The following is a 12,682-nucleotide window of genomic DNA, read 5'->3' as shown; positions in this document are numbered from 1 at the left end:
CAGCAGAAGTGACTACAGAGAATTTTGACGGAGCAGGCTCCCTTGAGGACCGGATCCTTGGGGGGCTGGACGCGGAGCAGCGCGAGGTGGCCAGCACACTGAACGGGCCCCTGTGCGTGCTGGCCGGCGCCGGAACCGGGAAGACCCGCGCCATTACCCACCGCATCGCCTACGGCGTCCACTCGGGGGTCTACACCCCGCAACGGCTGCTGGCAGTGACATTCACTGCCCGCGCTGCGGCTGAAATGCGCAGCCGGCTGCGGGACCTCGGGGCCGGCAACGTGCAGGCCCGGACTTTCCATGCCGCCGCCCTTCGCCAGCTGCAGTTCTTTTGGCCGCAGGCCGTGGGCGGAACGTTGCCAAACCTGCTGGACCACAAAGCCCAGCTGCTGGCAGAGGCCGCCCGGCGGCTCCGGCTCAGCACCGACCGGGCGTCCATCCGCGACCTTGCCTCGGAGATTGAGTGGGCCAAGGTGTCCATGCTGACCCCCGCCAACTACCTCGAGAACGCCCAGGGGAGGGGAGCGCCCGGCGGTTTTGACCTCACTGCCGTTGCCCGCGTCTTCCAGTCCTACGAGGACGTCAAGACGGACCGCAACGTGATCGACTTCGAGGACGTCCTGCTGATCACTGTGGGGATCCTGCAGGAGGACGAGAAGGTGGCTGCCACCGTCCGTGAGCAGTACAGGCATTTCGTAGTGGACGAATACCAGGACGTGTCCCCCCTGCAGCAACGGCTCCTGGAGCTTTGGCTGGGCGGACGCGACGAACTCTGCGTGGTGGGTGACGCCAGCCAGACCATCTACTCCTTCACTGGTGCGTCACCCAGGCACCTCCTGGACTTCAAGGCCCGCTACCCCCAGGCGAATGTCGTCAAGCTCATCAGGGATTACCGTTCCACCCCGCAGGTGGTGAAGCTCGCCAATGACCTGCTGGCCGCCCGCCGCAGCGGCGGACCCTTGGCGGACGCAGCCTGGGCGGCGCCCCTGCAGCTCGTTGCGCAGCGCCCCGCCGGGCCGGTGCCCCAGTTCACCGAGTGCACTGATGACGAAGCCGAAGCCGCCACAGTGGCACAGAAGATCAAGGCACTGCTCGACGCCGGCACCCCCGCCAGCCAGATAGCAATCCTTTTCCGCACCAACGGCCAGTCCGAGGCCTACGAGCAGGCATTGGCGGCGGCGGGCATCGGCTACCAGCTGCGCGGCGGCGAACGCTTCTTTGCCCGCAAGGAGGTCCGGGACGCCATCCTCCAGCTGCGCGCAGCCACCAGGGCCGTCTCGGAGGCTGATACCCCGGAACCGCTCGGGCAGCTGGTCCGGGACATTGTCTCCTCCCTCGGCTACACCGATTCCGCTCCGCACAGTGGCGGTGCCCTGCGCGAACGCTGGGAGTCCCTCGCGGCGCTGGTGGCCCTCGCCGACGAGCTCGTGCAGAACCGGGGCCCGCAGTTCGGCCTCGGGGATTTCGTGAATGAACTCCAGGAGCGTTCCCTCGCCCAGCATGCCCCCACAGTGCAGGGCGTGACGCTCGCGTCCCTCCACGCCGCCAAGGGCCTGGAATGGGACGCTGTCTTCCTTGTGGGCCTCAGTGAAGGCCTGATGCCCATCTCATTCGCCGATTCGCCTGAATCGGTGGATGAGGAACGCCGCCTGCTCTACGTCGGCATCACCCGGGCCCGCGAACACCTATCGCTCTCGTGGAGTACCGCGCGGACTCCGGGAGGCCGCGCCAACCGCAAGCCGTCCCGGTTCCTTGACGGGCTGAGGCCTGACTCGGTCGCCAGTTCAAGCACCCGCGGGAAGGCAACACCTCCGCGCCGCAAGGCAGCCGCGCCTGCGGTGTGCCGGGTCTGCGGCAGCATGCTGGCCACCGGCGCCGAACGCAAGGTGGGCCGCTGCAATGCGTGCCCGCCCACTTACGAGGAACAAACCTTCGATGCGCTCCGGAACTGGCGCCGCGAGGTGGCCCAGACCGCCGACGTGCCCGCGTTCGTGGTCTTCACCGACGCCACCCTTACCGCCATTGCCGAGGCCCGGCCGGCGTCGCTGGAGGAGCTTGCAGCCCTGGCCGGCGTCGGTCCGTCCAAACTTGAGAGGTACGGCGAGGACGTCCTCCGGGTCCTCACGGAAAGTTCCGTACTGTGAGGGCAGGTGCCGGCTCCCGGACCGCTGCCGGGGGCCTGACCACGCCGGACGGTTCTCCCGTGGAAGTGCGGCGTTCGGCCCGGCGCACCCGGACCGTTGCGGCGTTCTGGGAAGACGGGACGGCTGTCGTTGCCATTCCGGCACGGTTCACTGCTGCCCAGGAGCGGGAATGGGTCCACCGCATGCTGGCCAAGCTGCACAGGCAAGGGGAGCGGAAGGCCGCAGCCGGCCGGCGCCGTCCTGCAACCGATGAGGCCCTGGCGGCCCACGCCGCGCAGTTGTCCGCGAAATACCTTGGTGGCCGGTCAATTCCTGCGTCTGTCCGGTGGGTCAGCAACCAGAACTCCCGATGGGGTTCCGCTACCCCGGCCGAAGGGACCATCCGCCTCTCGGACAAGCTGCGGCCCATGCCGCAGTGGGTCATCGACTACGTCCTTCTGCACGAACTGGCCCACCTCCTGGTGGCGTCCCACAACGCGGCGTTCTGGAAGCTGCTGGAAGCTTATCCGGAAACCCAGCGGGCCAAAGCGTTCCTTGAGGGGGTCTCGTTCGCCATGTCCCGGGGACTCCGCAACGGAGATGCGCCGGGCAGCCCGGCGGATATGGGGGAGCTGCCCGGGGACTGGTCGGGAGACGCCGACTAGCTCCGGTCCACCCGGGATGGACGTCCGTTTTAAGCACCTCGGCGGGCCAGGAAGACCTGGCCCGCCGTAAAAGTGTCAGCCCTTGGGCTGGTTCGTTCCGCCGTCGTCGTGCGTGCCGCCGGTTTCGCCCTCACCGCCGGCGTCACCGCCGTCCTCCTGGGGCGAAGTGTCGAAGCCGCCGCTGAGCAGCTTCTGGAGTGCGTCATCCACCTCCGTGTCGCTCGCCTCCGCAAGCTTCCGGCGTGAGCTGAACCCCTTCGGATCGTCCAGGTCCTCGGCAGTGGGCAGCAGGTCGGGGTGATGCCAGATGGCGTCGCGGCCTTCGATGCCGCGTTCCTCCTTCAGGGTGGCCCACAGGGTGGCTGCGTCGCGGAGCCGGCGCGGCCGCAGCTCCAGACCCACCAGGGACGCGAAGGCATGCTCTGCCGGTCCTCCGGTGGCCCGGCGTCGCCGCACTGTTTCGCGCAGCGCCCCGGCAGAGGGCAGAACCTTTTCCGTCGCAGCCGCGGTGAGCTCGTCCACCCAGCCCTCAACCAGGGCCAGGGCGGTCTCGAGCTTGTCCAGCGCCTGCTCCTGGGCGGGGGTGCGCTGCGGCATGAAGACGCCCTGTGACAGGGCCTCCTGGATGCCTTCGGGGTTGCTGGGATCCAGGTCCCGGGCCAGTTCCTCGATGCGTGAAGTGTCGATGTGGATGCCGCGGGCGTAGGCCTCAATGGCTCCCAGCAGGTGTCCGCGCAGCCAGGGGACCTGGACGAAGAGCCGGGAGTGGGCGGCCTCGCGCACGGCAAGGAACAGCCGGATGTCGTTCTCGGGCAGGGACAGGCCCTCGCCGAAGGCGGCAACGTTCGCGGGCAGCATTGCCATCTCGAGGTCAACGAGCGGGACACCGATATCGGTGGAGCTCACCACGTCTTTGGACAGCGCCCCAATGGCCTGCCCCAGCTGCATGCCGAAGATAGCGCCCCCCATGTTCTGCAGCATGGAGGAGGCGCCGCCCATCATGGACTTCATTTCCTCTGGCATCTGCTCCGTCATGGCGGCGGAGAGGGCGTTGGCGATGCTGTTGGCCACGGGTTCGGTCAGGCGCTTCCAGGTGCCGAGGGTGGCCTCCACCCACTCTGCGCGGGACCAGGCCTTGCCGATCAGGCCGGTGGCGGGCAGGTCGGTGACCGGGTCCAGCCACAGTTCGGCGAGGCGGAGCGCCTCATCAACATCGCGGGACTGCTGGGCCGTGACCGATGGGTCCGAACTGCCGGCGGCCACCCGCCGGGCATTGTCGTGGGCGAGGGTCCAGTTGACGGGGCCCTCGGACGGTGCGCTCATCATCGCCTGCACCTGCGAGAACATCTGGGCCAACAGGTTGGGGTCGTCCGGCAGGCCCGCGGCCTTGGCGAGTTCGCTGGGGTCGAAGTTCTCCATCCCCTTGCCGCCCATCAGGTTCTGCAGCATTTCGGTCAACGGATCCTTGGGATTGTCGTCGCCGTTGGACGGATTAAGTGGGTTGGAAGTCATGGTCCCGCCGATCGATGGTGTGACTGTTGATCAACCTTCACGGTACCCCGGTGGGGGTCGGCTGTCTGCCGTCCGCCGCCGTCGTTCGCTCTAGGCAAAGCGGCCCGCCGCGCCCCTACCGCGTACTGTTGGTGGGGTGACTACAACCCGTGGCGGCCATTCCTCAGAGGACCACGTTCCCGACGTTTCCCCGTTCTCCAGCCCCGCGCCCCTGGACGCCGGCGGCCCGCCCGAAAGGCCGGGTGCAAGCAGCGCCGCGCCGGCCGCGGACGGCAGCGCGGACGCGGACGACGCCGGCCGCCCCCGGAAGCGCCTCTCCACCATGATGGTGGCCGGGCTGGCGGCACTGGGGCTGGGAATTGCCGTAGCCACAGTTCCGGTGCCCTACGTCATCGAGTCACCCGGGCCCACCTACAACACGCTGGGGCAGAGCCAGGGACACCCGGTCATCAATGTCAGCGGCCACGAGACCTATCCCGCGGCGGGGAGCCTGGACCTCACCACCGTGTACGTCGATGGTGGTCCCACCGGTTCCGTCAGTATCCTCAACGCTTTCTCTGCCTGGCTGGACAGCTCCAAGGCCGTGTACCCGGCGGAACTGATCTACCCCACGGGGACCACCAAGGAAGAAGCCCAGGAACAGAGCGCCGCTGCAATGGCCACGTCCCAGGAGAACGCCGTGGCGTCCGCGTTGAACGAACTGAAGATCCCCTTCGGCCAGCAGCTCCAGGCCGCAGGCCTGTCGAAGGGGTCGGCCTCCGAAGGGAAAATCCAGCAAGGGGACATTCTCAAGACCATCAACGGCAAGGACATCACAGCGCTGTCTGTGGTGCAGGATGAACTCGCCGCCGGCAAGGGCGCTCCGGTCTCAGTCACGGTGGAGCGGGCAGGACAGCCCGTCACCGTGGAGGTTACTCCGAAGGATAACGGCCAGGGACGTTTCATCCTGGGCGTCATGCTCAAGTACCTGTTCACTTTCCCGTTCCAGGTACAGATCTCGCTGGACAAGGTGGGCGGCCCCAGCGCGGGGCTGATGTTCTCGCTTGGCATCATCGATACGGTGACACCGGGGGACCTCACTGGCGGAAAGCACATTGCCGGTACAGGCACCATCTCACCGGACGGTTCCGTGGGTCCGATCGGCGGCATCGACCAAAAGATGCAGGGGGCCCGCTCGTCCGGCGCGACCCTTTTCCTGGCACCGGCCGGCAACTGCGATGAGGTAGTTGGCCACATTCCCGGCGGCCTACAGGTGGTCAGGGTGGGGACCCTTTCGGAGGCCCGCCACGCCGTTGAGGTGGCCGGAAGCGGGCAGGACACATCGGCACTCCCGGCCTGCACGAACAAATAGACTGGGCGCAACTAGACTCACAGGAACTAAGCTCTACCGCCACTCGTGGCACAGATGACGGACGAAACCAGCCGTTGGACCGGTACCGTACGTCGCTCGCACGCTTCGAATTTCGACGACCAGCTATGAGGTACCCAGTTTGTCCCGTCCCGCCAGCACCACGTCCACAGGCAGGCCCCCATCGCGGCGCGGTGCCCTGACGCCCACCCTGATCGTTGTCGCCCTGGTGGTGGTGGGCTTCATCTTCTTCGCAAACGTGTGGACCGACGTCCTCTGGTACCAGCAGCTGGGCTTTATCCAGGTCTTCGTCACCGAGAACCTCGCCAAGATCGCAACATTCGCCGCCGGCTTCGCCATCATGTTCGCGGCGGTCTTCTTCTCCATCCGTATCGCCTACAACGCCAGGCCGGTCTACGCTCCGGACTCCGAGGTCCGGGACAACCTCAACCGGTACCAGGCACAGCTGGAGCCGGTCCGCCGGATTGTGATGGTGGGCCTGCCCGTCCTGTTTGGGTTGTTTGCGGGCAGCGCTGCCGCCAGCCAGTGGCAGAAGGTCCTGCTGTTCTTCAATCAGGTTGGCTTTGGCCAGACCGATCCGCAGTTCAACATGGACATCAGTTTCTACCTGATGACGCTGCCGTTCCTGGGCTTCGTGACCGGCTTCCTCATCAGCGTGGTGGTGATCGCGGGCATCGCAGGCATCCTCACGCATTACCTTTATGGCAGCATCCGGCTCATGGAGCGCGGTGTCTTCACCAGCCGCGCCGCGCAGATCCACATCGCGGTCACGGGCGCGGCCTTCCTGGTGCTGCTGGGCATCAACTTCTGGCTGGACCGCTACTCGTCGGTTCAGAGCAACGGCGGCCGGTGGGCCGGCGCGCTGTACACGGACGTCAACGCCGTGATTCCCACCAAGGCGATCCTCGCGGTGGCGGCCGTACTGGTGGCCATCCTGTTCATCGTGGCCGCCGTGATCGGCCGGTGGCGCTTGCCGGTGATCGGCACCGCAATGCTGATCATCACCTCCATCCTGGCCGGCGGTGTCTATCCATGGGTTATTCAGCAGTTCCAGGTCCGTCCCTCCGAGCAGACCCTGGAACGGGACTATATCCAGCGCAACATCGACAACACCCGCAAGGCCTACGGCCTGGACGGCGTCCAGGAAACCCGCTACGACGCAACCAACACGGCGAACACCGGCGCGCTGGCGCCGGACGCCCAGACCACGGCCAACATTCGGCTCCTGGATCCCAACCTGATCTCCGACGCCTTCGCGCAGCTGGAACAGTACCGCCCGTACTACCAGTTCCCCAAGGCCCTCAATGTTGACCGCTACGAGGTGGACGGCAAGGTCCAGGACACCGTTATCGCCGTGCGCGAGCTCAACCCCACCAACGTGGCAACCAACCAGCAGGGCTGGTTGAACCAGCACGTGGTCTACACGCACGGCTACGGCGTCGTTGCGGCCAAGGGCAACAAGTTCACGGTGGATGGCAAGCCGGATTTCCTGCAGTCAGGCATCCCGTCCACCGGCGTCCTGGGGAACGACACCACCTACGAGCCGCGGATCTACTTTGGTGAATCCTCGCCCGAATACTCGATCGTCGGCGCACCCGATGGCGCCACCCCGCGTGAGCAGGACCGGCCCTCCGGCAAGGAGGGAGAGGGCGAGACGCAGTACACGTTCAAGGGGAACGGCGGCCCGAACGTCGGCTCCTTCTTCAACAAGATCCTCTACGCCATCAAGTTCCAGTCCTCCGACCTGCTGCTTTCGGACGGCGTGAACCAGGATTCCCAGATCCTGTATGACCGCAGTCCCCGCGAGCGTGTCCAGAAGGTGGCTCCCTACCTCACCGTTGACGGCGGCGCGTACCCGGCGATGGTGGATGGCCGGGTCAAATGGATCGTGGACGGCTACACCACCAGCCAGTACTACCCGTACTCGCAGCAGAAGTCGCTGTCTGACGCCACCGCCGATTCGCAGACCAGTTCCGGCCGCGCCGTGGCCCTGCCCAACAGCACCGTGAACTACATCCGGAACTCGGTCAAGGCCACCGTGGATGCGTATGACGGCTCGGTCACCCTTTACGCCTGGGATGACACGGACCCGGTGCTGAAGGCCTGGCAGAAGGTCTTCCCGTCAACCTTGAAGCCGTATTCGGAGATGTCCGGTGCCCTGATGAGCCACGTCCGGTACCCGGAGGACCTGTTCAAGGTCCAGCGCGAGCTGCTGGGGCAGTACCACGTGACCGATCCCATCAGCTTCTACAAAAACAACGATGCGTGGAGCACCCCTGCTGATCCCACGGTGGACACGGACGTCAAGCAGCCGCCGTTCTACATGTCGCTGCAGATGCCGGACCAGGAGAAGCCGGCCTTCCAGCTGACGTCCTCCTTCATCCCGCAGATTGTGAACGGAAACGCACGCAACGTCCTCTACGGTTTCCTCGCCGCGGATTCTGATGCCGGCAACCAGGCCGGGGTCAAGGCCGACGGCTACGGCAAGCTGCGGCTGCTGCAGATCCCCCCGGAGACCCAGGTGCCCGGGCCCGGGCAGGCGCAGAACAAGTTCAACTCGGACCCCACCGTGTCGCAGGCGCTCAACCTGCTGCGGCAGGGCGCTTCAGACGTACTGAACGGCAACCTGCTGACTCTGCCCGTCGGCGGCGGAATCCTCTACGTCCAGCCGGTCTACCTCAAGTCGACGGGTGAGACGTCATATCCCACGCTGCAGCGCGTGCTGGTGGCCTTCGGCGACAAGGTGGGCTTCGCGCCCACCCTCGATGCCGCACTCAAGCAATTGTTTGGCGGTGACTCCGGCGCGGCCGCGGGCGATTCCGCCAACAACGGACAGACTCCGGCCGGCCCTCCCGCCCCTGCCACACCTGCCGAAGCGGATGCCAAGGCACAGCTGAAGGCGGCCCTGGACGAGGCAAACGCGGCCATCCAGTCAGGGCAGACGGCGCTGGCGGCCGGTGACTTTGCTGGCTATGGCGACGCGCAGAAGAAAGTTGCTGCAGCCCTGAAGAAGGCGATGGATGCTGAGGCCAAGCTGCCGGCAACTGCTCCCGAGGCATCCCCGGCGCCCGCTGCGTCGGCCTCGCCGTCGCCAAGCCCGTCACCGTCGGCAGGGCAGTAGTACGACGGCGGCGGCCCGGCATCCGAACCCTTCGGGGAGCGGGTGCCGGGCCGGGGTAACGGACGTCACGCCGCCCCGATTTGGCCTCAGGTTCACCTCCCGGTAAAGTAGTTCTTGCGACGCGGGGTGGAGCAGTTCGGTAGCTCGCTGGGCTCATAACCCAGAGGTCACAGGTTCAAATCCTGTCCCCGCAACTGAAGAAAGGCCCGGACATTGGAAACAATGTCCGGGCCTTTTGTTTTTCCGGCCGTGCGCCGTGCCGGCGGCCAGCACCATCGTCGGACTCCGGCGGCCGTTGCGGCGGGAGTGGTCGGGGCGCCGGTAAAAGTAGGGTAATGTTGTTCGAGCGACGCGGGGTGGAGCAGTTCGGTAGCTCGCTGGGCTCATAACCCAGAGGTCACAGGTTCAAATCCTGTCCCCGCAACTTATGAAGGCCCCAACCGGCAGTTACGCCGGTTGGGGCCTTTCCTTTCCGTGGATGGGCCCAGTTCCTAGTATTCTCTTTCGAAGGGTCCCGCAATCTGTGGGCAGCCCCCGTCATTCCTGAGAGGTACGTTGTTCCATGGCCACACCCACGAAGAAGCCCGGCGCCGCGACGGGTAAGCGGTCCCGGCTCTACTGGGTGGTGCCTGCCGTCCTCGTGGCCGTGGTCCTGGTGGTACTGATCGCCAAGCTGCTTATGGGTCTCCCAGCGGTCGCGTCGTTTGTTTCCGACTTTCCGGGCCGGTCGGAACTGCCGGAGAACCCACCGGTGGGATTCCCCGCGTGGCTGGCATGGCAGCATTTCCTCAATGCTTTCTTCCTGCTCCTGATCATCCGTACCGGGTGGCAGGTCAGGACCACCACACGCCCCAGCGGCCACTGGACCAGGAACAACAAAGGCCTGATAAGGACCAGGAACGCGCCCACCAAGATCACCCTCGAGCTCTGGTTCCACCTGACGCTGGACGCCCTTTGGATCCTGAACGGCATCGTCTTCGCCGTCCTGCTGTTCGCTACCGGCCAATGGATGCGCATTGTGCCCACCAGCTGGGATGTCTTCCCGAATGCCCTCTCGGCCGCCCTGCAATACGCGTCGTTGAACTGGCCCACTGAAGACGGCTGGATCAACTACAACGCTTTGCAGCTCCTGGCGTACTTCTTCACCGTTTTCATCGCGGCGCCGCTGGCGTTCATCACCGGCCTGCGGATGTCCTCGGCCTGGCCCAAGAAGGCTGCCGGCCTCAACAAGGCGTACCCCATCGAATGGGCCCGCGCCGTCCACTTCCCGGTGATGATCTACTTCGTGGCTTTCATCGTGGTCCACGTCTTCCTCGTGCTGACCACCGGGGCGCTGCGGAACCTGAACCACATGTACGGAGTCCGTGACGACGACGGCTGGTTTGGGTTCTGGGTGTTCCTGGCTTCAGTGGTGGTGATGGTCGCCGCCTGGTTCCTGGCGCGGCCGATCTTCCTGCGCCCCATCGCCTCGCTGATGGGCAAAGTCAGCCGCTGATCCAGCACACGTGCGGGAAACCCGCTTAGGCCTCCTTGAGCTTTTGGTAAGCGTCCAGGGCGCGTTCCCGCGACGCCGGCAGGTCCACCACGGGCTCCGGGTAGCCCTCGGGGCCGGTGGTCCACGGCTCGTGGATGGCTTTGTTGTCCAAGTCGGCGATTTCCGGGATGAACCTTCGCAGGTAGGTTCCGCCGGCGTCGAACTTCTTGCTTTGGGTCACCGGATTGAAGATCCGGTAATAGGGTGAGGCGTCCGCTCCGGATCCAGCCACCCACTGCCAGTTGGCCGGATTGTTGGCGGCATCGGCGTCCACCAGTGTGTCCCAAAACCATTCCTCCCCTTTCCGCCAGTCGGTCAGCAGATTCTTGACCAGGAAGGATGCCGCGGCCATCCGGACGCGGTTGTGCATCCACCCTGTCTGCCAGAGCTGCCGCATTCCCGCGTCCACCAGCGGGTAGCCCGTCCTTCCCTGCTGCCACGCGGCGAGCTCCTCCCGGTTGGGGGACTCCCACTGGAAGTTGTCGAAGGCCGGGCGGAAGTTGCGGGTCGCCAGATCCGGGTTGTGGTAGAGCAGGTGCCAGTTGAACTCACGCCAGCCCAGCTCAGCCTGGTACGTGCCCACGTCGGCGGGGATTTTGCGGGGGTGGCGGCGGCGGATCTCCCGCCACACGCGAAACGGGCTGACCTCACCGAAGCGCAGGTGCGGTGAAAGCCGGCTGGTACCTTCGGTGCCCGGCAGGTTCCGGCCCGTGCCGTAGTCCTCGATGGCCCCGTCCAGGAAGTCCTCAAGGCGCTCCTTGGCACCTTTTTCGCCGGGTTCCCAGGCTTCGGCGAGGCCGCCGCTCCAATCTGGTGAGGAGGGCAGGAGGTTCCAGCTGCTCAGGGTGTCGCTGACGGGCAGGCCGCCGCCGGCCGCGGCGGGGCCCGGCAAATCGTCTGGCGCTTCCAAAGGATCGCGGATCTCCCGGGACGCCAGGCAGGCCCGCCAGAAAGGGGAGTAGACCTTGTAGGGGCCGCCGGACCCGGTACGGATGGTCCAGGGTTCGAACAGAAGGTTTGCCTGGAAGCTGGAGGCCTGGATGCCGTTGTCCCCGGCCCAATCCTTTAGGCCGGCATCTATGCTGCGCTCAGGCAGCGCGTAGCGTCTGTTCCAGAAGAGGTGGCTGGCGTTCGTCTGGCGGGCGAGCTTCCGGATGATGTCGTCTGCCGGGCCGCGGCGAAGCACCAGGCGTGATCCCTTGCCCTCAAGTTCGGCGGACAATGCCGCGAGGGAGTGGTGCAGCCACCAGCGGGCCGCGCCACCGAGGGGCCGGACGCCGTCGGACTCTTCATCCAGGATGTAAACCACCGTAAGCGGCCGGCCAAGGCCGGCCGCCTCGGACAGCGCCGGATTATCGTCCAGCCGCAAATCATCACGGAGCCAGACCAAGGACGTTCCATCGGAAGAAGCCATGGCACCACGCTACACACAGCGGACACAACAATGGCCGGGACTGCGCTCCCGGCCATAGCTGTGTTTCACTGGCGACACGAACGCCGCGGTCTACAACTTATCGAAATCCGCCTCTTCAACGGTTGATTCGGAAGATGCCGGGTTCGCAGCACCCAGGGCAGGAGTGGAATTTCCGGCCTTGAGGGCGGCCAGCCGGGCTTCAATTTCGGTCTGCTCGCCCAGATCCTCAAGCTGGTTGAACTGCGCGTCCAGGCTGGACGCGGCAAGTTCCTGCTGGCCGCGGACCTTGGCCTCCTCGCGGCGGATCTTTTCCTCGAAACGTCCAACCTCGCTGGTGGGATCCATGATGTCGATGCTCTTGATGGCGTCGTGGACCTGCGACTGGGCCGCTGCCGTCTTGGACCTGGCAACCAGTTCGTTCCGCTTGCTGGTCAGCTGGTTGAGCTTGTTTTTCATCTGTTCCAAGCCGTTCTTCAGCTTGTCAACTACCTCGCGCTGCGAGGCGATGCTCGGCTCTGCACCCTTGGCTTCGCTCTCGGCCGCCATCTGGCGCTGCAACGCCACCTTTGCCAGGTTGTCGAACTTCTCGGCGTCGGCAACGTCGCCGGCGGCACGGAATTCGTCAGCCTTGCGGGAAGCGGCGAGAGCCTTGTTTCCCCAGTCGCTGGCGTTCTTGACGTCTTCGTTGTAGTCGTCTTCCAACATCCGGAGGTTGCCGATGGTCTGCGCAACGGCGGACTCGGCTTCGGCGATGTTGTTGGTGTAGTCGCGGACCATCTGGTCCAGCATCTTCTGTGGATCTTCCGCGTTGTCCAGCAAGGAGTTGATGTTCGCCTTTGCAAGCTGCGCGATCCGGCCGAAAATGGACTGCTTAACCATGGTGTTTGCCTTTCGTCCTGCTCTGTGTTGACCACTGGAACCGGTGCACAGTGGTGTCCTGCTTC

At 65.5% G+C, this 12,682-nt stretch carries 8 protein-coding genes and 2 tRNA genes; 7 read left to right on the top strand and 3 right to left on the bottom strand.

Annotated elements, in window-relative coordinates; genetic code table 11:
- The first annotated feature begins 8 nt into the window (after positions 1-8).
- Both VXJ37_RS11035 and VXJ37_RS11030 read left to right on the top strand, forming a co-directional pair.
- Positions 9-2,144, top strand: coding sequence for an ATP-dependent DNA helicase UvrD2 (locus VXJ37_RS11035; RefSeq protein WP_331323085.1), 2,136 nt, complete (start codon positions 9-11; stop codon positions 2,142-2,144).
- Complete coding sequence (locus VXJ37_RS11030; protein WP_331323084.1) at positions 2,141-2,788, top strand: M48 family metallopeptidase; 648 nt, start codon at positions 2,141-2,143, stop codon at positions 2,786-2,788. The genes VXJ37_RS11035 and VXJ37_RS11030 overlap by 4 nt, the downstream gene beginning before the upstream one ends.
- 75 nt (positions 2,789-2,863) lie before the next feature.
- Here the strand turns inward: VXJ37_RS11030 and VXJ37_RS11025 are convergent, their stop codons facing one another.
- A complete protein-coding gene (locus VXJ37_RS11025) occupies positions 2,864-4,300 on the bottom strand; it encodes a zinc-dependent metalloprotease (RefSeq protein ID WP_331323083.1) in 1,437 nt (478 codons plus the stop codon).
- A 136-nt stretch (positions 4,301-4,436) separates the two neighbouring features.
- Between VXJ37_RS11025 and VXJ37_RS11020 the strand changes: the two genes are divergently transcribed.
- The 5 genes from VXJ37_RS11020 to VXJ37_RS11000 all read left to right on the top strand — a co-directional run bounded on the left by VXJ37_RS11020 (position 4,437) and on the right by VXJ37_RS11000 (position 10,285).
- The gene (locus VXJ37_RS11020) at positions 4,437-5,651 is read left to right on the top strand and encodes a YlbL family protein (RefSeq protein ID WP_440589796.1); all 1,215 of its coding nucleotides are present in this window, start codon (positions 4,437-4,439) and stop codon (positions 5,649-5,651) included.
- Positions 5,652-5,790: 139 nt separating this feature from the next.
- A complete protein-coding gene (locus tag VXJ37_RS11015; RefSeq protein WP_331323082.1) occupies positions 5,791-8,790 on the top strand; it encodes a UPF0182 family membrane protein in 3,000 nt (999 codons plus the stop codon).
- A 120-nt stretch (positions 8,791-8,910) separates the two neighbouring features.
- A tRNA-Met gene (locus VXJ37_RS11010) sits at positions 8,911-8,984 on the top strand.
- Positions 8,985-9,140: 156 nt separating this feature from the next.
- Positions 9,141-9,214 (top strand) — tRNA-Met (locus VXJ37_RS11005).
- Positions 9,215-9,352: 138 nt separating this feature from the next.
- Positions 9,353-10,285: a cytochrome b/b6 domain-containing protein gene (locus VXJ37_RS11000; RefSeq protein ID WP_331323081.1), complete on the top strand. Its 933-nt coding sequence runs from the start codon at positions 9,353-9,355 to the stop codon at positions 10,283-10,285.
- A 25-nt stretch (positions 10,286-10,310) separates the two neighbouring features.
- Here VXJ37_RS11000 and VXJ37_RS10995 read toward each other — a convergent pair whose 3' ends face one another.
- Together VXJ37_RS10995 and VXJ37_RS10990 are read right to left on the bottom strand one after the other, a co-directional pair.
- On the bottom strand, positions 10,311-11,738 hold the full coding sequence (locus VXJ37_RS10995; protein ID WP_331323080.1) for a cryptochrome/photolyase family protein: 1,428 nt from the start codon (positions 11,736-11,738) through the stop codon (positions 10,311-10,313).
- Positions 11,739-11,828: 90 nt separating this feature from the next.
- Positions 11,829-12,617 (bottom strand): PspA/IM30 family protein, encoded by a 789-nt coding sequence (locus VXJ37_RS10990; RefSeq protein WP_331323079.1) that lies wholly within the window; start codon positions 12,615-12,617, stop codon positions 11,829-11,831.
- Positions 12,618-12,682: the final 65 nt, after the last annotated feature.

Origin of the sequence: Pseudarthrobacter phenanthrenivorans, assembly GCF_036455295.1 — a bacterium.
GTDB classification, from domain to species: domain Bacteria; phylum Actinomycetota; class Actinomycetes; order Actinomycetales; family Micrococcaceae; genus Arthrobacter; species Arthrobacter phenanthrenivorans_C.
Note: the sequence above shows the minus strand (reverse complement) of the source record. Positions and strands in the feature narration are given on the sequence as shown.

Coding starts and splice junctions, on each gene's coding strand:
- VXJ37_RS11025 (WP_331323083.1), bottom strand. CDS start 4,300: ATGACTTCCAACCCACTTAATCCGTCCAACGGCGACGACAATCCCAAG.
- VXJ37_RS11000 (WP_331323081.1), top strand. CDS start 9,353: ATGGCCACACCCACGAAGAAGCCCGGCGCCGCGACGGGTAAGCGGTCC.
- VXJ37_RS10995 (WP_331323080.1), bottom strand. CDS start 11,738: ATGGCTTCTTCCGATGGAACGTCCTTGGTCTGGCTCCGTGATGATTTG.
- VXJ37_RS10990 (WP_331323079.1), bottom strand. CDS start 12,617: ATGGTTAAGCAGTCCATTTTCGGCCGGATCGCGCAGCTTGCAAAGGCG.